The sequence below is a fragment of the Agromyces cucurbitae genome, from assembly GCF_058349945.1.
This window is the reverse complement of record NZ_JBYRES010000004.1, coordinates 526,168-546,516: the sequence shown is the minus strand read 5'-3', so window position 1 is coordinate 546,516 and position 20,349 is coordinate 526,168. Positions and strand designations below refer to the sequence as shown.

The window sequence follows — 20,349 nt, the reverse complement described above, 5'->3', positions numbered from 1 at the left end:
AACACGGATGCCTCGGCGGGAATGTTCCCGCCGAGGCATCCGTCGTTCTGGGCCGGGTGAAGGGGCTACTTCACCTGCTCGCTGATGATCTGCATGATCGAGGTGTCGGCGAGGGTCGTCGTGTCGCCGATCTGCCGGCCCTCGGCGAGGTCGCGCAGGAGGCGTCGCATGATCTTGCCCGAGCGCGTCTTCGGCAGTTCGTTCACGATGAACACCTGGCGCGGTCGCGCGATCGCGCCGATCTGCGTGGCGACGTGCTTGCGCAGCTCTTCGGACGCGGCGGCGAGGTCGTCGCCGTGCTCGGCCTGGCTCTGCTTGAGGATGACGAACGCGACGACCGCCTGGCCCGTGGTCTCGTCGGACGCGCCGACGACGGCGGCCTCGGCCGTCCACGGGTGGGCGACGAGCGACGACTCGATCTCGGCGGTCGACAGGCGGTGGCCCGAGACGTTCATGACGTCGTCGACCCGGCCGAGCAGCCAGATGTCGCCGTCTTCATCGCGGCGGGCGCCGTCGCCGGCGAAGTACTTGTCGCCGAACTTCTCCCAGTAGGTCTCCTTGAACCGCTCGGGGTCGCCCCAGATGCCGCGCAGCATCGACGGCCACGGCTCGGTGATGACGAGCAGGCCGCCGTCCTCGCCCTCGACGGGCGTGCCGTCGTCGCTCAGGATGTCGATCGAGATGCCGGGGATCGCCACCTGCGCCGAGCCGGGCTTCAGGTCGGTGATGCCGGGCAGGGCCGAGATCATGATCGCGCCGGTCTCGGTCTGCCACCAGGTGTCGACCACGGGGATCGAGCCGCCGCCGATGACGTGGCGGTACCAGATCCACGCCTCGGGGTTGATCGGCTCGCCGACCGAGCCGAGCAGCCGCAGCGAGCGCAGGTTGAACTGGTGCGGGATCTGCCGGCCGAGCTTCATGAACGAGCGGATCGCGGTCGGCGCGGTGTAGAGGATCGAGACCTTGTATTTCTCGACGATCTCCCACCAACGGCCGGGGTGCGGCGTGTCGGGGGTGCCCTCGTAGAGCACCTGCGTCGCCGCGTTCGCGAGCGGGCCGTAGACGACGTACGAGTGGCCCGTGATCCAGCCGACGTCGGCGGTGCACCAGTAGACGTCGGTCTCGGGGTGCAGGTCGAAGACGTTCTTGTGGGTGAACGCCGCCTGGGTGAGGTAACCGCCGCTCGAGTGCACGACGCCCTTGGGCTTCCCGGTGGTGCCCGACGTGTAGAGGATGAACAGCGGGTGCTCGGCGTTGAACGCCCGGGCCTCGTGCTCGCCGGAGGCCTGCGCGACGGTGTCGTGCCACCACGCGTCGCGGCCCGCCTCGATCTCGACGTCGTTGCCCGTGCGCTTGACGACGAGCACCTTCTCGACCGAGCCCGCGGTCTTCGCGATCGCCTCGTCGACCGTGGGCTTGAGCGGGAAGACCCGGCCCTTGCGGTAGCCGCCGTCGGCGGTGATGACGACCTTGGCCTCGGCGTCGTCGATGCGCGAGGCGAGGCTGTCGGAGCTGAAGCCGCCGAACACGACCGAGTGGATCGCGCCGATGCGGGCGACGGCGAGCATCGAGACGACCGCCTCGGGGATCATCGGCAGGTAGATGGCGACCCGATCCCCCTCACCCACGCCGAGGCCCTCGAGCACGTTCGCCGCGCGCTTGACCTCGTCGGTCAGCTCGGCGTACGTGATGTCGCGGCTGTCGCCGGGCTCACCCTCGAAGTGGATGGCGACGCGGTCGCCGAGGCCGGCTTCGACGTGACGGTCGAGGCAGTTGACGGCGACGTTGAGCTCGCCGTCGTCGAACCACTTCGCGAACGGCGGGTTCGACCAGTCGAGCGTGCGGGTGAACGGCTTCTGCCAGGTGAGCAGCTCACGGGCCTGGTCGGCCCAGAATCCGAGGCGGTCGGCCTTCGCGGCCTCGTAGAGGCGCTCGTCGGCGACGGCTTGGGCGGCGAACTCGGGGCTCGGACGGAAGCGCCTGATCTCCTCGAGTGCGTGATCGATCTGAACGGTCATGGTTCTCCGGTCGCTCCTTCGCGATCTGTTTCATCGGTTGGGTCGCCTGCCCCACCCAGCACACTACCCCGCGCCCGAGACCGTGTTGCACGCGTGCTGAAACACACCGTGCGATTGCTCTTCCGCGCGCGTTCTGCAGGCGCTACTGTGCCTTTGCGCAGAGATTTCTGAGTGTCCGCACAAATGAGGACAAAAAATGCTTGCGCATTGTTTCTGAGGCCGTACACTGAGTACCGCCCGAACACTCGTTTCGAGGCCTGCAGCACTTGAGATTCCCCCCAATCCTTGTGCTGCCGAGGCGGCACCTGTTCCCCCCAATGGGTGCCGCCCCCTTCTTTTAAGGCACCGCGTGCAGCGTCACTGCTCCGGCGGAGCCGGGCGAGTCCTCCTCCACAGCGTCGTGGGGGAGGACTCTCTCCACATGTGGGCGAGATGGATGCCTCGGCGCCGATGCCCGTTCGTACGCTCGCCGCATGAGCCATCCATTCGTCGCGACGCCGTCCTGGCGTGCGAGCGCAGCCGCCGCCGCGCCGGCGTCGCTCGCGGGTGCGCGTGCGGGTGCATCGGCGCGGCGTGCGACCGGCGGCGCACTCGACCATGCCGGCGAGCGGTCGGCCGAGGCGTTCGCGGCGTCCGACCCGATGGTGCCGACCGGTCCCGGCCGGGCTGACCTGACGGCCCGGCTCCCGACGATGGTCCCGGCCGACCCCGCAGCTGGTGGCGTCGACCGGTGCGCTCGACCGACCGCTGAGCTCGGAGCGGCGAACCGATCCGCCGAGGCGGCGAGGTTCGTGCCGACCGCGCCCGAGGCCATGGCAGTCGCCGGGGGCCGCGTCGAGCCGATCGACCTGTCGGAGCTCGGGCCGCTCGAACCGTTCGCGGCCGACGGCGCGGTGACCGACCTGTTCGTCAACGGCGCGGCGGGCCTCTGGGTCGACCGCGGCCGGGGCGCCCACCGCGAGCTCGCCTGGTCGGCCGACGAGGCCGAGGTGCGCGCGCTCGCGGTGCGCCTCATCGCACGCGGCGGCCGACATGTCGACGAGGCGACGCCGGCGGTCGATGTTCGGCTGGGCCGCGGCATCCGCGTGCACGTCGTGCTGCCGCCCGTCTCGACCGCGGGCACGCTCGTCTCGGTTCGCATCCCGCGGGCTGCGGGGCGCTCGCTCGACGACCTCGCGGCCGCCGGCGCGCTCGACGAGCGCGAGCGTGAGCGGCTCGCGGCGGCGGTCGCCGCTCGCGAGAACCTGCTCATCACGGGCGCCGGCGGCACCGGCAAGACCACCATGCTCGCGGCCCTGCTCAGCCTGGCCCCCGAGCGCGAACGCATCGTCGTCATCGAGGACGTCGCAGAGCTGCAGCTCGCCCACCCCCACGTCGTGGCCCTCGAGGCACGTCAGCCGAACCTCGAGGGCACCGGCCGTATCGGGCTCGACGCGCTGCTGCGCGAAGCCCTGCGGATGCGACCCGACCGTCTCGTCGTCGGCGAATGCCGCGGCGCAGAACTGCGCGAGCTGCTCGCCGCCCTCAACACCGGTCACGACGGCGGCGCCGGGACGCTGCACGCCAACTCGCTCGCCGACGTGCCCGCGCGGCTCGAGGCGCTCGGCGCGACGGCCGGTCTCACCGCCGAGGCGGTCGCGCGCCAGACGGCCAGCGCGTTCGATCTCGTGCTGCACCTCGAACGCATCGACGGCCGACGCCGGCTCGCCCAGCTCGGACGCTTCGTCGTCGACGGCGGTCGACTCGGGATCGAGGCGCTGTGACAGCCCGGCTGCGGCTGCGCCGCCGTGCAGACCCGGGCGCCGAGGTCGACGCCGTCGCCGGCGTCGTCGAACGGCTCGCGGTGCTGCTCGCGGCCGGGGTGCCCGCAGCGAACGCCTGGCGCTACGTGTCCGTCGGCGACCGGGCGGTCGGCGGTTCGCACGCACCGGTCGCCCACGGCGGGGCAGCGTCGAGGGTCGCGATGCGCGGGGCGCGGAATCCCGGCACGGCGACACCCGAGCCGACCGCCGACGAACGGGTGCTGGCCGCGGCGGCGACGGCGGCCGGCGATGGCGACGACGTCGCGGAGGCCATCCGGCGGGCGTGCGGGCAGCCCGGGGCCGCCCCGACGTGGGCGGTGCTCGCCGCGGCCTGGGCCGTCGCGGCCGAGGCCGGTGCGCCGCTCGCCGCGAGCCTCAGGGCCCTGGCCCTCGTGCTGCGCGACGAGGCGCAGTTGCGGCGCGATGTCGCCACGGCGCTCGCCGGGCCCGCCGCGAGCGCCCGGCTCGTCTCGGCGCTTCCCGTGGTCGCGCTCGGCTTCGGCGCGATGCTGGGGTTCGACACGGTGGGGGTGCTGCTCGGCAACCCGCTCGGGCTCGCGTGCCTCGTGCTCGGCTCGATCTTCCTCTGGGGCGGTGCCGGCTGGAACCGTCGCCTCGCAAGGTCGGCTTCGGCGTCCCGCGCGGATGCCGGGCTCGAACTCGAGCTGCTCGCCATCGCGATGTCGAGCGGCGCGTCGGTCGCACGATCCCGAGCGCTCGCCCGCGCCGCGATGCAACGGCACCTTCCCGACGTCGGCGGCGACGGCGCCGCGGTCGACGAGGTCGTCGGACTCGCGGAGCGCGCCGGCGCGCCGGTCGGCGAGCTGCTTCGGGCGGAGGCGTTCCGGGTACGGCGTGCCGCCCGCACCGACGGCGAGGCACGGGCCGCGGCGCTCGGCGTGCGACTCATGGTGCCGCTCGGCGCCTGCGTGCTTCCGGCCTTCGTGCTGCTCGGCGTCGCGCCGCTCATGATCTCCGTCGTCACCGGCACCCTCGGGGGTGCGACGTGACGGCCGCAGGCTCGTGCCGCTCAATCGCCGGCCCGCCGGCGCAACCGAAGGGAACACCGACATGCAGAACCCCTCCACCGACGCGATCGACGCGCCCGACGCGGTCAGGGCGTCCGTCGCTCGCGACTCGTTCCCCGACGGCCCGATCGCAGCGGTCGACGCCCGGCGGGCGAACCCGTTCCGTCGAATCGTGCGCCGGTTGGCCGGCGAACGCGGTGCCGCCACCGCCGAGTACGCCGTCGCGACGATGGCGGCGGTCGGCTTCGCCGGCCTGCTCGTCGTCATCCTCCGCGGTGACGAGGTGCGCGGCATCCTCACCGACCTCGTGCGGAATGCGCTCACGGTCGGCTGATCGCGAACGCGGCAGCGTGACGGCGGAGTTCGCCGTCGCGCTGCCGGCGATCGCGCTGGTGCTCGCCGTGTGCCTCGGCGCCGTGCTGCTCGCCGCACAGCAGGTACGCCTCACGGACGCGGCGGCCGACGCGGCGCGCGCGCTCGGCCGCGGGGAGGACGCCGGTCGCGCGCGATCGATCGCCGCACAGGTCGCCGGCGACGTCGCGATCACGGTCGAGCGCGACGGCGAGATCGTGTGCGCGGTGCTCAGCACCTCCGGTGCCGGGCTCCTGTCGGCCGTGCGGCTCGAGGCCCGATCGTGTGCCCTCGGGGGTGGGCTGTGAACCGGGCGCCGGCCCGAGACGGCGACGAGCGGGGCGCCGCGACGGTGGTCGCGTTGGGCCTCGTCGGGGCCGTCGCGCTCGTCGTGGCGCTCGTCGTACCGCTGCTCGGCGGCTTCGTCACGTCGCAGCGGGCGGCGAACGCGGCCGACGCCGCCGCGCTCGCCGCCGCCGACGCGTCGGCCGGCATCGTCGCCGGAGTGCCCTGCGAGCTCGCCGCCGAACTCGCCGCGCGGAACGGCGCGGTGCTGGCGGCGTGCACGCTCGACGGCGCGGTCGCCGACGTCTCCGTGAGCGCGAGCATGCTCGGATTCGCGGTGTCGGCCCGGGCGAGGGCCGGCCCGCCCGGGTGGGACGGGTGAGCCGGGGTCAGTCGAAGACGGTCTCGATGAAGCGGTAGTCGACCGCCGACGGGCGGTCGTCGCCCGGCGTCTCGAACTCCAGCCCGGCGGCGCGGGAGTAGATGTAGCGCTTGCCCGCCTCGCTGCCGATCTCGAGTCGGGGCTTGGGGTCGCCCGTCTCGAGGAACGCCGTCGCCACGGTCTTTCCCTCGAGCGGGCCGTCGATCAGCTTGGCCGTGTACGAGCCGTGAGATGACGTGTCCATGCGGCCATTCTCCTCCGCCCCGGGCGAATGGCAAGGGGGCGCGGCGAGGGCCCGCCCCGGGATTGGACGCGGTGGAGCGGCGCTCTCCCCGCGGGGGTGTGTAAGGTGTGGCTGTCTGCGGAGCGTACCGCCGACCATGGCACACCGCTCGGGGGCGCGGCATTCGATGTGCGTTCTCGTCTCAGAAGTGGAATAAAGAGGAGTCTGGTGTCAGGCGCGAAAAAACTGGTGATCGTCGAGTCGCCGACCAAGATGAAGTCCATCGCCCAGTACCTGGGCGAGGGATACGAGGTGCTCTCGTCGGTCGGGCACATCCGCGACCTGATCGAGCCGAAGAACCTCCCCGCCGAGCTCAAGAAGGGCCCGCTCGGCAAGTTCTCGGTCGACGTCGACAACGGGTTCGAGCCGTACTACGTCGTCTCCGACTCCAAGAAGAAGACGGTCGCCGAACTCAAGCGCGCGCTCAAGGGCGCCGACGAACTCCTGCTCGCCACCGATGAGGACCGCGAGGGCGAGGCCATCGCGTGGCACCTGCTGCAGGAGCTGAAGCCCAAGGTGCCCGTGCGCCGCATGGTCTTCCACGAGATCACGAAGGACGCGATCCAGAAGGCGAAGGACAACACCCGCGAACTCGACACGGCGCTCGTCGACGCGCAGGAGACCCGCCGCATCCTCGACCGCCTGTACGGCTACGAGGTGTCGCCCGTGCTCTGGCGCAAGGTCGGCCCCGGCCTCTCGGCGGGACGCGTGCAGTCGGCCGCGACCCGCCTCGTCGTCGACCGCGAGCGCGAACGGCTCGCGTTCGTCGCGGCGGGCTACTGGGACCTCGCGGGCCGCTTCGCCGACGAGGCATCCGCGTCGTCGTCGTTCGAGGCGAAGCTCGTGCGTCTCGGGGGCGAGCGGGTCGCGACCGGTCGCGACTTCGACGACACCGGAAGGCTGAAGTCGAAGGCCGTCGTGCTCGACGAGGCCGCAGCGCAGGCGCTCGTGACCGCGCTGCGCGCCGACGGCGTCGCCCGCACCGTCTCGAAGGTCGAGTCGAAGCCGTACTCGCGTCGCCCGGCGGCGCCGTTCACGACGTCGACCCTGCAGCAGGAGTCGGCCCGAAAGCTGCGCCTCTCGGCGCGCGACACCATGCGGGTCGCCCAGTCGCTCTACGAGAACGGCTACATCACCTATATGCGTACCGACTCGTCGTCGCTCTCGCAGCAGGCGATCACGGCGGCGCGCACGCAGGCCACGGCGCTCTATGGCGCCGACTCGATCCCCGACAAGCCCCGCGTCTACGCCGGCAAGTCGAAGAACGCGCAGGAGGCGCACGAGGCGATCCGCCCGTCGGGCGAGGTCTTCCGCACGCCGTCGTCGCTGCAGGGCGTGCTGCGCGGCCGCGAGTTCGACCTCTACGACCTCATCTGGAAGCGCACCGTCGCCTCGCAGATGGCCGACGCCAAGGGCCAGACCGCGACCGTCACGATCGAGGTCGGCCCGACGAAGTCCGACGCGGCCGCGCCCGACGGTGCGACCGTCCCGATCGCGGGCACGATCGCCGAGTTCACGGCGAGCGGCACCGTGATCACGTTCCGCGGGTTCCTCGCCGCCTATGAAGAGGGACGCGACGAGGAGCGCAACGCCGACGACGCACCGGGCGAGGCGAAGCTTCCGCCGCTGAAGGAGGGGCAGTCGCTCGCGATGCCCGAGCTCGAGGCCAAGGGCCACGAGACGAGCCCGCCGCCGCGCTACACCGAGGCGAGCCTCGTCAAGCGGCTCGAGGAGCTCGGCATCGGCCGTCCGTCGACGTTCGCGTCGATCATCTCGACCATCCTCGACCGCGGCTACGTCACGCAGCGCGGCCAGGCCCTCGTTCCCAGCTGGGTCGCGTTCTCGGTCGTGCGACTGCTCGAGGAGCACTTCGGCGAACTCGTCGAGTACGACTTCACCGCCGAGATGGAGGACGACCTCGACCGCATCGCCTCGGGCGAGGCCGACCGCGTCGACTGGCTCAACGGCTTCTACTTCGGCTCCGACCAGCATCGGGGCCTCCGCCAGGTCGTCGACAACCTCGGCGACATCGACGCGCGCGAGATCAACTCGGTCGCGATCGCCCCCGACATCACGCTGCGCATCGGCAAGTACGGCCCCTACCTCGAGACGGTCGACGCGGATGCCGCGGCCGATGCCGCACCCCGTCGGGTGAACCTGCCCGAGGGGCTCGCCCCCGACGAGCTCACCGAGGCGAAGGCCCGCGAGCTCATCGAGGCGCCCGTGCAGGGCGATCGCGTGCTCGGCCTGAACCCCGAGAACGGCAAGCAGGTCGTCGTGAAGGACGGCCGGTTCGGCCCGTACGTGACGGAGCTCGAACCCGAGCCCGAGGCGCCGGCCGAGGCGACCGTCGACCCCGCCACGGGCGAGGTCGTCGAGGCGCCGAAGGCGAAGCGCACCGCCAAGAAGGCGGCGGCTCCGAAGCCGCGTACCGCGTCGCTCTTCAAGAGCATGCAGATCGAAGAGGTCGACCTGGCGACGGCGCTGAAGCTCCTCGACCTGCCGCGCGTGGTCGGACTCGACCCCGAGTCGGGGGCCGAGATCACGGCCCAGAACGGCCGATACGGCCCCTACCTCAAGAAGGACGCCGATACCCGCACCTTGCCGAGCGAGGATGCGATCTTCGACATCGACCTCGCGGGAGCCCTCGAGCTCTTCGCGCAGCCGAAGTACGGCGCCCGCCGCGCGTCGAGCGCGCTCAAGGAGTTCGACAACGATCCCGTGAGCGGCAAGCCGATCAAGGTGAAGGACGGCCGGTTCGGCCCGTACGTCACCGACGGCACGACGAACGCGACGATCCCGCGGGCCGAGTCGGTCGAGGACATCACGTTCGAGCGAGCGGTCGAGCTGCTGCAGATCAAGCGCGACAAGGGGCCGGCGGCTCCGCGCAAGAAGGCGCCCGCCAAGAAGCCCGCGGCGAAGAAGACGGCGTCGAAGAAGTGACGGGTGTCGACCCGGTGAGCGGTGCGGTGACCGGCTCGGGCCTCTTCATCACGCTCGAGGGCGGCGACGGCTCCGGCAAGACGACGCAGGCCGAGCTGCTGCGCGAGTGGCTCGCCGCCGAGGGGCGCACCGTCGTGCGCACCCGCGAACCGGGCGGCACCGAGGTGGGCGTCGAGGTGCGCGAGATCGTGCTGCACCATCGCGGCGACATCGCGCCGCGCGCCGAGGCGCTGCTCTACGCGGCCGACCGGGCCCACCACATCGCGACGGTCGTGCGACCCGCGCTCGCGCGCGGCGAGGTCGTCATCCAGGACCGCTACATCGACTCGTCGGTGGCATACCAGGGCGCCGGCCGCGTGCTCGACCCCGAGGCCGTCCGCGGCATCTCGGAGTGGGCGACCGAGGGGCTCATGCCCGACCTCACGATCCTGCTCGACCTCGACGCCGTCGCGGCTCGCGGCCGGCTCGACGAGGCCCGCACGCGCTACGACCGGCTCGAGGCGGAGGCGTCCGAGTTCCACGATCGCGTGCGCGCGGCCTACCTCGCGCTCGCGGCGGCCGAACCCGCGCGCTTCCTCGTCGTCGACGCGGCGCAGCCGGTCGAGGCCATCGCCGCCGCGATCCGCGATCGGGTCGCGACCCTGATCGGTCGCTGAACTCCGCGTCGGCGGCGGAAGGTAGCGTTGATCCCGTGAGCGTGTGGAGCGAGCTGACCGGCCAGGACGCGGCGATCGCCGTCTTCCGCGCGGCCGCCACGGCCGCGGGCGGCGCCGGGCGCGAGGCATCCACCGACGGCATCGACGCGGGCGCGCCGGCCGCGGCGTCGCAGCAGATGACCCACTCGTGGCTCATCACCGGCCCGCCCGGATCGGGCCGGTCGAACCTCGCCTACGCCTTCGCGACCGCGCTCATCTCGGGAGTCGCCGACGGCGACGAGGCGACGCGCATCCAGGTCGACGCACGCAGCCACCCCGACCTGCACGTGCTCGCGACCGAGGGCGTCATCATCAAGCGCGACGACGTGCGCGACATCGTGAAGCGTTCGCACTACGCGCCGTCGATCGGGCGGCACCGCGTCATCATCGTCGAAGACGCCGACCGCATGACCGAGCAGACGTCGAACTTCCTGCTGAAAGAGCTCGAGGAGCCGCCCGAGCGCACGGTATGGATCCTGTGCGCGCCGAGCGAGGCCGACCTCATCCCCACGATCCGCTCCCGCGTGCGCTCGGTGCGTCTGCAGGTGCCGAGCGTCGCCGACGTCGCCGACCTGCTCGTACGCCGCGACGGCGTCGACCCCGAGCTCGCCGAACGGGCCGCCCGCGAGGCGCAGAGCCACATCGGCATGGCGCACCGCCTCGCGACCGACGAGAACGCACGCCGCCGCAGGTCAGAGACCCTCGAGCTCGCGCTCGACGTGCGCTCGACCGCAGGTGCCGTGCTCACGGCGGCCCGATTCCTCGAGATCGCGGGCGACGACGCGAAGGCGATCACCGAGCTCCGCGACGCCGAAGAGCGCGAGCACGCGCTGCACTCGCTCGGCATCGCGCCCGGCCAGGCCGTGCCGCCCGCGCTCCGGCCGCAGCTCAAGGCGCTCGAAGACGATCAGAAGCGTCGCGCGACCCGCAGCCTGCGCGACGGCATCGACCGCATCCTGGTCGACCTCGCCTCGCTCTACCGCGACATCCTGCTGCTCCAGCTCGGCGCCGACGTCGAACTGGTCAACCGCGAACTGCTGCCGCGCCTCGAGCACGCGGCCGCCCAGGCGACGCCGGCTCGCACGCTGGCGACGCTCGACGCGATCCAGACCGCGCGCACGCGCATCGAGGGCAATGTCCAGCCCGCCCTCGCCCTCGAGGCCATGCTGGTCTCGGCCGTGCGCAGACCCGACACCCGAAGGGCCGCATGACCGACACGACCTCAGGCCTCGCCGGCACGCGACGATCGCTGAAGCTGCGGATGCCTCGCGGCCGGCGTCGCGCGATGCGCGGCGGGCTCGCCGCCGCGGTCGCGGCGGTGCTCGCGTTGAGCGGCTGCGTGCCGTCGTTCCTCGAGCAGGCGCCGCCGACGTCCACCCCGACCGGGGAGCACGTCGCCGCCGACCTCGAGCCCTACTACACGCAGGTGCTCGAGTGGGAGCGATGCGGCGACGGCCTCGGGTGCGCGACCGCGAAGGCGCCGCTCGACTGGAGCGACCCGTCGGCCGGCGACATCGACCTCGCGCTGGTGCGTCACGTCGCGACGGGCGACCGGCTCGGGTCGCTGCTCGTGAACCCCGGCGGGCCGGGGGCCTCCGGCTACGACTTCATCCACGACTCGCTCGACTACGCGGTCGGCCGGCCCCTGCAGGAGCGCTACGACATCGTCGGGTTCGACCCGCGCGGTGTGGGGCGTTCGACGGCGGTCGAGTGCTACGGGGCGGCCCAGAAAGACGAATACCTCTACGGCATCACGCCGGGCGAGCGCGGCAGTGACGAGTGGATCGAGGCGCGCAGGCAGGCCTCCGACGACCTCGGCGCCGCGTGCGCCGAGAACACGGGCGACCTGCTCGCCAACGTCGACACGCAGAGCGCCGCGCGCGACCTCGACCTGCTGCGGGCCGTGCTCGGCGACGAGAAGCTCAACTACCTCGGTTACTCGTACGGCACGTTCCTCGGCGCGACCTATGCCGAGCTCTACCCCGAGAAGGTCGGGCGGCTCGTGCTCGACGGCGCGATCGACCCGGCGGCGAGCGACTTCGAGGTGACGAAGGCGCAGTCGGTCGGATTCGAGCAGGCGCTCGACGCCTACCTCACCGACTGCCTCAGCCGGCAGGAGTGCCCGTTCGACGGCACCGTCGACGACGCGCGCGACGAGGTCGGGCGCCTCATCGCCTCGGTCGACGCGAGCCCGCTGCGGGGCAGCGACGGCCGCATGGTCGGCGGCGACACCCTCGTCACGGCCATCATCTATCCCTTGTACAGCGCCGACATGTGGGGCTACCTCGACGACCTGTTCGAGGCGACCATGTTCGGCGACGGCGATCTGGCACTGGCCTACGCCGACGCCTACAACGGGCGTGACGCCGACGGCACGTACGCCGACAACCAGATGGAGGCGTTCCGGGCGGTCAACTGCCTCGACTACACCTACCAGTCCGATGTCGACGTGATGCGCGAGCGTGCGGCCGAGATGGCCGAGGTCGCGCCGACGATCGGGCCGTACATGGGCTATGGCGACCTCAGCTGCCTCGATTGGCCCTACCCTTCGACGAGCGAGCGTGCCGAGATCCACGCCACCGGCGCCGACCCGATCATGGTCGTCGGCACCACGGGCGATCCGGCGACGCCGTACGAGTGGGCGGTGGCGCTCGCCGACCAGCTCGACTCGGGCGTGCTCGTGAGCTACGAGGGCGAGGGCCACACGGCCTACAACAAGTCGAACGAATGCGTCGACGGTGCCGTCGAGTCGTACTTCATCGACGGCACCGTGCCGGCGAGCGACCCGAAGTGCTGAGCTCCGCAGCGGGCTCGGCGGGCGCCGTCACCCGGCGCCGCGGCATCCGGCTCGTCGAATGCGGACAGTGGTCATTCGCACCCCGAACCATCCGCTAGTATTGACTCTCGTGCCACGCGGTGCGCTTCGCGCAACGTGAGTCACGCCGCCTTAGCTCAGTCGGCAGAGCGTCTCACTCGTAATGAGAAGGTCGTGGGTTCGATTCCCACAGGCGGCTCCACACGAGGGCCCCGGAGAGATCCGGGGCCTTCGGCGTTCCCAGCGGGCGGGCGAGCGAGCGTGCGGGCGAGCAGGGTGGGCGCCCGGGGCGAACCGATCGTCTCCCGCATCGCGAAGGGCCCGGGGTCACCGGGCCCTTCGTGCTTCCCACAGGAGTGATGGGGGAGATCAGCCGATCGTGGGCTTCACCTGGGCGGCGTAGTTCGCGTAGCCGGTCGAGTTCGGGTGGAACGCCGCGCTCGTGTTGAACCAGCTGAAGCTGTTGATCCACGGCGACGAGCTGCCGATGCCGTGGCCGGTGAAGACGCCCTCGACATCGACGAAGACGGCGCCGTTGGCCACGGCGGTCGCCTCGAGCACGTCGTTCAGGGCCGACGTGTCGGCGTTGACCCGGGCCGCGTAGGCGTAGCTCGATGGCTCGTTGAAGAGCCGGGGGTAGCCGGTGACGACGATCTTGCCGTCGGTCGCGAGCCGAGGCTTGATCTGGGCGATGACCGTGGCGACCCTGCCCGCGATCGCACTCGATGTGCCGCCGGCGACCATGGCCTCGGCCGTCGTCAGCTGCGACTGGCACGTCGTGTTCGAGATGAGCACGAAGCAGTTCTGCATGATGCTCGAGAAGCCGAGGTCATTGCCGCCCACGGTGAGCGTCACGCGCTTCGTGCCGGTGGGGATCGCGGGGATCTGGCCGGCCGCGACCTCGACCGTCGACGCGCCCGAGCACGCGGGGAAGGCGGTCAGCTTCAGGTTCGGTTCGGCATCGAGCCGCTTGGGGTAGCTGTTGCTGCTGCGGTAGCAGCTCGTATCGAGGTAGCTGCCGCCGCCCTGGCCCGCTGCGAACGAGTCGCCGAGGGCGACGTACGTGAGCTCGGCCTTGGTGCCGGGCTTGCCGCCACCCCCTCTGGCGGTGTCGGCGGCGGCGAACGCGGGCGCGGCGCCGGTGAGGGCGAGGGCGGCGATGACGACGGCTGCGGATGCCGCGGCCAGCGTGCGGCGGATGATCATGGTGCCACCTCCAGGTAGGCGTCGTGGACGGCATCGGCGTAGGCCGCGTAGCCCGCGGCGTTGGGGTGGAGGAACGTGATCGGGTCGCTCGGGTCGGCGCCGAGCCACGCGGCGGGGCCCGCTTCGGCGCCGTGGCCGGCGAACGCGTCGGCCACGGGCACCCACGAGACCGGGATGTGGGCGGTCGCGGCAGCGCCTGCGACGGCGGTGCCGACCTGCAGGTTGAGCGTCTCGACAGCCTGGTCGACGTCGGCCGGCAGGCCCGGAACCGCATGGTCGAAGGGGATCGGGTAGCCCGTGACGAGGATCTGCGCGTTCGGTGCGCGATCGTGCACGGCGACGAGGAGCCCGGCCATCCGCGTCACGATGACACCGCTCTGGAGGGTCTGCCCGGCCTTCGCGTAGGCCACGGCGCATGCCGGCACGGTGGGGTCGGGCACGCAGGCCGCGTAGACCGCGCCGATGTCGAGGTCGCCCGCTCCGGCGGTGATCGTGACGAGGGTCGTGCCGCGGTTCACCTGACCGAGCTGCGTGGCCGCGACCTCGTCGATCGTGTCGCCGCTGCACCCGGCGTTCCGCAGCAGGCTGATGCGAGGCATCGCGTCGAGCAGGCTCGCATAGCCGGCACCCGTGCGCAGGCACGAGTCGAGCGGGACGCCCGCGCCCTGCCCCGCCGCGATCGAGTCGCCGAGGGCGACGTACTTCGCGATCGGATGCTCCGGGGGTGCCGCCTGGGCGGGCGACGCGAACCCGAAGGGGATCGCGAGGAGGACGGAGGCGAGCGTTGCGGCGACGATGCCGCGACGGGTCGCCCGGGAAGTAGGCGCGTTCATGAACCAACGCTAGGAGCGAAGCCGAGGAATCCGCATCTCCCAGATCAGGGGGTGGCGGGGGGTGGACGCGATTCGTCGACGTCGAGCAGGAGAGCGACTCGATCTTCCCCGGCAACGCCGACGAGCTCGAACGGCCACCTGTTCGCGAGGTCGATCGAACGCCCGATCGGCTGAACGTACGACGCCGGCCCGTCGCGGCAATAGTCTGGAGCGCATGATCGAACCTCTGCGCTGGGGCATTCTCGCGACGGGCGGCATCGCCCGGCTGTTCACGGCCGACCTCCGTCGGCACGGCTTCGACGTGCGGGCGGTCGGCTCGCGCTCCGAGGCCTCCGCGGCCCGATTCGCCGACGAGTTCGAGATCGACCGCATGCACGGCAGCTACGAGTCGCTCGTCACCGATCCCGAGGTCGACGTCGTCTACGTCGCGACGCCGCATCCGATGCACGCCGAGAACGCGGTGCGTGCGCTCGAGGCCGGCAAGCACGTGCTCGTCGAGAAGGCCTTCACCCTCAACGAGGCCGAGGCGCGCCGCATCGCCGAGGCGGCCGAGGCCAACGGCCGGGTCGCCCTCGAGGCGATGTGGACGAGGTACCTGCCGCACATGGTGCGCATCCGCGAGCTCATCGCGGCGGGCGTGATCGGCGAGCTGCGCGGGCTCATCGCCGACCACACGCAACTCCTGTCGGAGGATCCGGCGCACCGGCTCAACTCGCTCGAGCTGGGCGGCGGTGCGCTGCTCGACCTCGGCATCTACCCGATCTCGTTCGCGTGGGACCTGTTCGGCGAGCCCGCCGAGATCACGGCGGCGGCGACGTTCAAGCCGACGGGCGCCGACGCGCAGGTGTCGGCGGTGTTCCGCTACGACGGCGGCCGCACGGCGTCGACGTTCTCGGCGTCGAACACGCAGGGTCCGAACACGGCGGTCGTGCTCGGGTCGGAGGCCCGCATCGACATCGACTCGGTCTGGTACTCGCCGACGACCTTCCGCGTCGTCCGGCCCGACGGGGTCGTCGTCGAGGAGTACGTCTCGCAGGTCGAGGGCCGCGGCATGCACTACCAGGCTGCGGCGCTCGAGCGCTGCGTCGCCGAGGGCCGGCTCGACGGCGGCGACATCCTGCCGACGCGGCAGAGCGTCGCGATCATGGGCACGCTCGACCGCATCCGGGCGCAGATCGGGCTCGCGTACCCGGGGGAGTGAGCCGGGCGGTTCCGTCCGCTCCCAGCATGCCGCGCGTATGATGCCCGGGTGAACGACGAGACGGATGCCACGGGCGCGACGCCGCCCGACGGCGACCCGTCGATCGGGGCGGATGCCGCAGAGCCGGCCGCGCCGGACGGTTCGGTCGAGCCCCCGTCGGACTCGTCGGACGAGACGGTCGCCGACGCCTCGCATGAGCCCGTCGCGGACTCGTCGGACGAGCCCGTCGTCGAAACCCCGCATGAACCGGTTGCGGACTCCTCGGACGAGCCTGTCGTCGACACCCCGCACGAGCCCGTCGCGCACCCGCCGGCCGCTCGCGACGCCGACGACGCGAAAACGCCCGGCGGCGAGGCATCCGTCTTCGCCCTCGTGCGCCGGCACCGCGTGCCGCTCGCGATCGCGGGCGGCGTCGTCGCGCTCGCGCTCGCCGGCACCGCGGCCCTGTTCGCGGGCGCGGCGACCGTCGCCGAGCCTGCCGCGGTCTCCGCGCCGACCCCGACCGAGACGCCGACCCCGACCCCCGAGGCGCGGCCCGTGCCGACGGCGGCGCCCGTGAGCCGCATCCGCACCTGCTCGGTCGCCGACCGGGCCGCCGACGCCCGCCTCGCGAACCTGCAGGCGCAGGTGCTCAACGCGAAGACCGGCGAAGTGCTCTACGACCGCGGCGGCACGACCGCCTCGCGCACGGCGAGCGTCATGAAGGTGCTGACCTCGGCCGCCGCCCTCTCGGTGCTCGGCCCCGACCATCGGGCGGCGACGACGGTCGTGAAGGGCGACGAGCCCGGCTCGATCGTGCTCGTGGGCGGCGGCGACGTCACGCTCTCGCGCACGCCCTCGGGCAACGAGACCGCCTACCCGGGCGCCGCGCACCTCGACGACCTCGCCGCCCAGGTGCAGGCGGCGTGGGCGGCCGACCCGGCGAACCCGCCGATCACGAAGCTCATCCTCGACTCGTCGTACTTCGGCGGCGACGAATGGCAGCCCAGCTGGGACCTCGTGGAGCGCGAGGACGGCTACATGTCGAACATCACCGCGCTCATGGTCGACGGCGACCGCGACGACCCCTACTCGAACACCTCGACCCGCAGCGACGACCCGATCAGCCGTGCGGGCGTCGCGTTCGCCGAGGAGCTCGGCGGCGTCGCGACGATCGAGCGGGGCACCGCGCCGGCCGGTGCGCAGCAGCTCGGGCAGGTGCTGTCGCCGACCGTCGCCGAACTCGTCGACAAGGCGCTCGTCGTCTCGGACAACACCGTCGCCGAGATGCTCGCGAGGCTCGTCGCGATCGAGACCGGCTCGGGCAACACGTTCTCCGCGATCAATGCGGGCGTGCTCGAGGGCCTCGCCGGCTACGGGGTCGACACCGCCGGGATCACGATCGTGGACGGCTCTGGGCTCTCCGACGACAACGCCGTGCCCCCCGCCTACCTCACCCGGCTCTTCGTCAAGATCAACGCCCGCGAGGGGAACCTCGGGTACCTGCTCGACTCGCTGCCCGTCGCGGGCGAGCGGGGCTCGCTCGCCTACGACGACCGGTTCTGGGGCGACAACGCGGTGGCCGACGGCCGGGTCATCGCGAAGACCGGCTGGATCAACACCGGGTACACCCTCGCGGGCGTGATCCGGGCCGAGGACGGCACCGACCTGACCTTCGCGATCTACGCGCTCGGCGACGTCACCGACGAGGCCAAGACGGCAATCGACACGCTCGCGACCGGCTTCTACCTCTGCGGCGACAACCTCTCGAACCAGTGAGGCGGGTCGCGGCATCCCGCCCGCCGCGCTCGGCAGTCGGGGTTGTCGCCCGCGCGCTCGGAGGGACAATGGAGTCATGACCCGCGCGCTGTTCATCATCGACGTCCAGAACGACTTCACCGAGGGCGGTGCACTCGGCGTCGACGGGGGAGCCGCCGTCGCCGCCGGCGTCAGCGACCTGCTCGCGACCCGCCGCGACGCGTACTCGCTCGTCATCGCCTCGCGCGACTGGCACTCGGGCGACAACGACAACGGCGGGCACTTCGCGACCGACGCCGAGCCCGACTTCGTCGACACGTGGCCGCCGCACTGCGTGGCGGGCACGCTCGGCGCCGAGTACCACCCCGCCCTCACCGTCGACGAGGTCGACGTGCACATCCGCAAGGGGCAGGGAGTTCCCGCCTACTCGATCTACGAGGGCACCGACGACGCGGGCGACACGGTGAGCGAGGTGCTCGGGCGCCACGGCATCACCGACGTCGACGTCGTGGGCATCGCGACCGACTACTGCGTGCGGGCGAGTGCGCTCGACGCGCTCGAGCACGGCCAGCACGTGCGGGTGCTCACCGACCTCGTCGCCGGCGTCGCCGCCGAGTCGTCGGCCGCCGCGCTCGCCGAGCTCGGCCACGCCGGCGCGGTGATCGCGACCTCGGCGGCGGTCGGCGCGGGCACCGAGGCATCCGGAACCGCCGAATGATCGGCGCGGCACCCGGCCGCTCGCCCGCCCTCTACGCCGAGGCCGACGACGGTGCGCTCATCGCGTACCGGCGATACCCGGCCGATGCGGCGGCCGAGCCCGCGCTGCCACCCGTGCTGCTCGTGCACGGCTTCGCGACCGACTCCCGGGTGACCTGGCAGGGCACGGGGTGGGTGAAGACGCTCGGCGACGCCGGGCGCGACGTCATCACGGTCGACCTGCGCGGACACGGCGAGAGCGACACGCCCATCGACGCCGACGCGTACCGCTCGGCGGTGCTGGGCGCCGACCTCGTCGCCGTGCTCGACTCGGCGGACGTGCCGGCGGTCGACGTCGTCGCCTACTCGATGGGATGCCGCGTGGCGACCGCGTTCGCCGGGCTCGCGCCTGCGCGAGTGCGGCGCGTCGTGCTCGGCGGGGCTGGGCCGCGCGAGCATTTCGCCGCCTGGCGGATCGACGAGGTGCGGGCGCTGCTCATCGACGGCGTGCCGTCGGCCGACCCCGTCGTCGAGCAGGTGCTGAAGCCCGCGCTGGACGCGGGCGCCGACCCCGAGGTGCTGCTCGCGGTGGTGTCGGGTTTCGCCGGCTCGCCGCTCGTCGTGCCCGACGGGGTTCCGGTGCTGTTTGTCGCCGGCGAGGCCGACCCGGTGCCCGAGGGCGTCGCCGGTCTCGCGCGCGACCATGGGGCCGAGCTCGTCGTGGTGCCGGGACGCGACCACGTGTCGACGCTCACCTCGCGCGTGTTCAAGGACGCGGCGATCGGCTTCTTCGGGGGCTGACCGGGCGCGGTCGAGGAGCCGTCCGAAGGGCCGACTCGCCGGGGGCTCGGAGAATTTTCGCTCCTGCCGGCCTCGACGTAGGATCGGCAGATGCCTTCAGCCGAACCGACCCCGGCGCGCCCTCGGCGGGTTCCGTTCTGGGACAACGCCCGGTGGCTCCTGCTGCTCCTCGTGGTCTGGGGACACCTGCTGAACGACCTGCCGATTCCTTCCCGCTGGCAGCACTGGGTGACCCTGCTGATCTACGCCGTGCACATTCCGGCACTGATCTTCATCTCCGGATGGTTCGCCTCGACCGACCTGCGCAAGATCGTCCGCTCGGTCTGGCGGCTGCTCGTCGCCTGGCTGATCTTCGAGGCGATCTGGGCGGTCCTCCGCCTGCTGGTGTTCGGAGACGCGCCCGGGTCGAGCTTCCTCGTGATCCCGTCGTGGACACTGTGGTTCCTGGTGTCCCTCGCGTGCATGATGATGCTCCTGCCGCTGCTCGCCGCCACGCGCGCGCCACTCGCCATCGCCGTGCTGCTCGCGCTCGCGGCGGGGATGCTCACGCCGATCGGTGCGGATTGGTCGCTCTCACGCACCCTCTACTTCCTGCCCGCGTTCGTCCTCGGCTGGCAGGCTCGTCGCAAGGGCTGGCTCGACGGCGACTGGTTCCAGAAGCCCCGACCCGCGCTCCGTGCCGGCGCGGTGGCGGTGCTGGCAGCCCTCGCTGCGTTCGCATGGCTCTACCTCGACGCCGCGGAGCAGGTGAGGGCGCGCACGTGGGTCGCCGGGTACCTGCCGTACCAGGCGCTGCTCGACCCGATCGGCGTCGATTCCTGGTGGGGCATCGTCGTGCGCGGATGCCTCCTGGTGCTGAGCGCCGCGATGGTGCTGTGCGGGTTCCTCCTCGTGCCGCGGAGGTCGACGTTCTTCACCGGGTGGGGTTCGAGGACGCTCTACATCTACCTGCTGCACACCTTCATCGTCTTCGCCGTCGTGCGCATGGGCTGGTTCGCCGCCCTCTCGGCGGATTCACCGCGGCTGACGATCGTGGTGACGGGAGTGCTGGCGTTCGTCATCTCGGTGATCCTGTCGACGCGATTCGTCGCGACCGTGTTCCGGCCCGTGGTCGAGCCCTCGATGCGATGGCTGCTCGTGCCGTCGTCGAGCGGTTCGACGATCGCCCCGCCGGTGACCGGCGACCGTCCGACTCGGCAACCCGAGCCGACGCGGGCATCCTGACCCTCACCCTCGGGCGACGATCGCAGGTCGAGCGGGCTGATCGGCTGCC

At 72.0% G+C, this 20,349-nt stretch carries 18 protein-coding genes and 1 tRNA gene; 15 read left to right on the top strand and 4 right to left on the bottom strand.

Annotation, left to right across the window (positions count from 1 at the left end):
- Positions 1-65 precede the first annotated feature (65 nt).
- The gene (acs, locus tag AC3RJ6_RS16970; RefSeq protein ID WP_491428285.1) at positions 66-2,018 is read right to left on the bottom strand and encodes an acetate--CoA ligase; all 1,953 of its coding nucleotides are present in this window, start codon (positions 2,016-2,018) and stop codon (positions 66-68) included.
- Positions 2,019-2,491: 473 nt separating this feature from the next.
- Between acs and AC3RJ6_RS16965 the strand changes: the two genes are divergently transcribed.
- The 5 genes from AC3RJ6_RS16965 to AC3RJ6_RS16945 all read left to right on the top strand — a co-directional run bounded on the left by AC3RJ6_RS16965 (position 2,492) and on the right by AC3RJ6_RS16945 (position 5,866).
- On the top strand, positions 2,492-3,781 hold the full coding sequence (locus AC3RJ6_RS16965) for a TadA family conjugal transfer-associated ATPase (RefSeq protein WP_491428284.1): 1,290 nt from the start codon (positions 2,492-2,494) through the stop codon (positions 3,779-3,781).
- On the top strand, positions 3,778-4,830 hold the full coding sequence (locus AC3RJ6_RS16960) for a type II secretion system F family protein (RefSeq protein WP_491428283.1): 1,053 nt from the start codon (positions 3,778-3,780) through the stop codon (positions 4,828-4,830). Before AC3RJ6_RS16965 ends, AC3RJ6_RS16960 begins: the two co-directional genes overlap by 4 nt.
- Positions 4,831-4,891: 61 nt before the next feature.
- Positions 4,892-5,182 carry a DUF4244 domain-containing protein gene (locus AC3RJ6_RS16955; protein ID WP_491428282.1) on the top strand — a complete coding sequence of 97 codons (291 nt, stop codon included), beginning with the start codon at positions 4,892-4,894 and terminating at the stop codon, positions 5,180-5,182.
- A gap of 16 nt (positions 5,183-5,198) precedes the next feature.
- Positions 5,199-5,507, top strand: a complete 309-nt coding sequence (locus AC3RJ6_RS16950) for a TadE family type IV pilus minor pilin (protein WP_491428281.1) — start codon at positions 5,199-5,201, stop codon at positions 5,505-5,507.
- The gene (locus AC3RJ6_RS16945) at positions 5,504-5,866 is read left to right on the top strand and encodes an Rv3654c family TadE-like protein (protein WP_491428280.1); all 363 of its coding nucleotides are present in this window, start codon (positions 5,504-5,506) and stop codon (positions 5,864-5,866) included. The genes AC3RJ6_RS16950 and AC3RJ6_RS16945 overlap by 4 nt, the downstream gene beginning before the upstream one ends.
- A gap of 7 nt (positions 5,867-5,873) precedes the next feature.
- On the opposite strand, the gene AC3RJ6_RS16940 is transcribed toward AC3RJ6_RS16945, so the two are convergent.
- Positions 5,874-6,110: a hypothetical protein gene (locus AC3RJ6_RS16940; protein ID WP_491428279.1), complete on the bottom strand. Its 237-nt coding sequence runs from the start codon at positions 6,108-6,110 to the stop codon at positions 5,874-5,876.
- Positions 6,111-6,317: 207 nt separating this feature from the next.
- Here AC3RJ6_RS16940 and topA point away from each other — a divergent pair, with 207 nt between their 5' ends.
- From topA to AC3RJ6_RS16915, 5 genes are all read left to right on the top strand, one after another.
- Entirely contained in the window at positions 6,318-9,092 is a 2,775-nt protein-coding gene (gene topA, locus AC3RJ6_RS16935) for a type I DNA topoisomerase (RefSeq protein WP_491428278.1), read from the top strand.
- Positions 9,089-9,748, top strand: coding sequence for a dTMP kinase (tmk, locus tag AC3RJ6_RS16930; RefSeq protein WP_491428277.1), 660 nt, complete (start codon positions 9,089-9,091; stop codon positions 9,746-9,748). Before topA ends, tmk begins: the two co-directional genes overlap by 4 nt.
- Before the next feature lie 35 nt (positions 9,749-9,783).
- Positions 9,784-10,998: a DNA polymerase III subunit delta' gene (locus AC3RJ6_RS16925; protein WP_491428276.1), complete on the top strand. Its 1,215-nt coding sequence runs from the start codon at positions 9,784-9,786 to the stop codon at positions 10,996-10,998.
- Positions 10,995-12,584, top strand: coding sequence for an alpha/beta hydrolase (locus AC3RJ6_RS16920; protein ID WP_491428275.1), 1,590 nt, complete (start codon positions 10,995-10,997; stop codon positions 12,582-12,584). Before AC3RJ6_RS16925 ends, AC3RJ6_RS16920 begins: the two co-directional genes overlap by 4 nt.
- Positions 12,585-12,728: 144 nt before the next feature.
- Positions 12,729-12,804, top strand: a tRNA-Thr gene (locus AC3RJ6_RS16915).
- A 167-nt stretch (positions 12,805-12,971) separates the two neighbouring features.
- On the opposite strand, the gene AC3RJ6_RS16910 is transcribed toward AC3RJ6_RS16915, so the two are convergent.
- A complete protein-coding gene (locus tag AC3RJ6_RS16910) occupies positions 12,972-13,808 on the bottom strand; it encodes an SGNH/GDSL hydrolase family protein (protein ID WP_491428274.1) in 837 nt (278 codons plus the stop codon).
- Positions 13,805-14,641, bottom strand: a complete 837-nt coding sequence (locus tag AC3RJ6_RS16905; RefSeq protein WP_491428273.1) for a GDSL-type esterase/lipase family protein — start codon at positions 14,639-14,641, stop codon at positions 13,805-13,807. The genes AC3RJ6_RS16910 and AC3RJ6_RS16905 overlap by 4 nt, the downstream gene beginning before the upstream one ends.
- Positions 14,642-14,855: 214 nt before the next feature.
- Between AC3RJ6_RS16905 and AC3RJ6_RS16900 the strand changes: the two genes are divergently transcribed.
- The 5 genes from AC3RJ6_RS16900 to AC3RJ6_RS16880 all read left to right on the top strand — a co-directional run bounded on the left by AC3RJ6_RS16900 (position 14,856) and on the right by AC3RJ6_RS16880 (position 20,300).
- Positions 14,856-15,842 carry a Gfo/Idh/MocA family protein gene (locus AC3RJ6_RS16900; protein ID WP_491428272.1) on the top strand — a complete coding sequence of 329 codons (987 nt, stop codon included), beginning with the start codon at positions 14,856-14,858 and terminating at the stop codon, positions 15,840-15,842.
- Positions 15,843-15,890: 48 nt separating this feature from the next.
- A complete protein-coding gene (locus AC3RJ6_RS16895) occupies positions 15,891-17,600 on the top strand; it encodes a D-alanyl-D-alanine carboxypeptidase/D-alanyl-D-alanine-endopeptidase (protein ID WP_491428271.1) in 1,710 nt (569 codons plus the stop codon).
- A 76-nt stretch (positions 17,601-17,676) separates the two neighbouring features.
- Positions 17,677-18,297 (top strand): isochorismatase family protein, encoded by a 621-nt coding sequence (locus AC3RJ6_RS16890; protein WP_491428270.1) that lies wholly within the window; start codon positions 17,677-17,679, stop codon positions 18,295-18,297.
- A complete protein-coding gene (locus tag AC3RJ6_RS16885; protein ID WP_491428269.1) occupies positions 18,294-19,076 on the top strand; it encodes an alpha/beta fold hydrolase in 783 nt (260 codons plus the stop codon). Before AC3RJ6_RS16890 ends, AC3RJ6_RS16885 begins: the two co-directional genes overlap by 4 nt.
- Before the next feature lie 90 nt (positions 19,077-19,166).
- Positions 19,167-20,300 (top strand): acyltransferase family protein, encoded by a 1,134-nt coding sequence (locus tag AC3RJ6_RS16880; RefSeq protein ID WP_491428268.1) that lies wholly within the window; start codon positions 19,167-19,169, stop codon positions 20,298-20,300.
- Positions 20,301-20,349 lie beyond the last annotated feature (49 nt).

Bases quoted from the DNA above. Each gene is read 5' to 3' on its own strand.
- AC3RJ6_RS16940 (WP_491428279.1), bottom strand. From the start codon at position 6,110: ATGGACACGTCATCTCACGGCTCGTACACGGCCAAGCTGATCGACGGC.
- acs (WP_491428285.1), bottom strand. From the start codon at position 2,018: ATGACCGTTCAGATCGATCACGCACTCGAGGAGATCAGGCGCTTCCGT.
- AC3RJ6_RS16905 (WP_491428273.1), bottom strand. From the start codon at position 14,641: ATGAACGCGCCTACTTCCCGGGCGACCCGTCGCGGCATCGTCGCCGCA.
- AC3RJ6_RS16900 (WP_491428272.1), top strand. From the start codon at position 14,856: ATGATCGAACCTCTGCGCTGGGGCATTCTCGCGACGGGCGGCATCGCC.
- AC3RJ6_RS16910 (WP_491428274.1), bottom strand. From the start codon at position 13,808: ATGATCATCCGCCGCACGCTGGCCGCGGCATCCGCAGCCGTCGTCATC.
- AC3RJ6_RS16955 (WP_491428282.1), top strand. From the start codon at position 4,892: ATGCAGAACCCCTCCACCGACGCGATCGACGCGCCCGACGCGGTCAGG.
- AC3RJ6_RS16880 (WP_491428268.1), top strand. From the start codon at position 19,167: ATGCCTTCAGCCGAACCGACCCCGGCGCGCCCTCGGCGGGTTCCGTTC.
- AC3RJ6_RS16920 (WP_491428275.1), top strand. From the start codon at position 10,995: ATGACCGACACGACCTCAGGCCTCGCCGGCACGCGACGATCGCTGAAG.
- AC3RJ6_RS16965 (WP_491428284.1), top strand. From the start codon at position 2,492: ATGAGCCATCCATTCGTCGCGACGCCGTCCTGGCGTGCGAGCGCAGCC.
- AC3RJ6_RS16890 (WP_491428270.1), top strand. From the start codon at position 17,677: ATGACCCGCGCGCTGTTCATCATCGACGTCCAGAACGACTTCACCGAG.
- AC3RJ6_RS16885 (WP_491428269.1), top strand. From the start codon at position 18,294: ATGATCGGCGCGGCACCCGGCCGCTCGCCCGCCCTCTACGCCGAGGCC.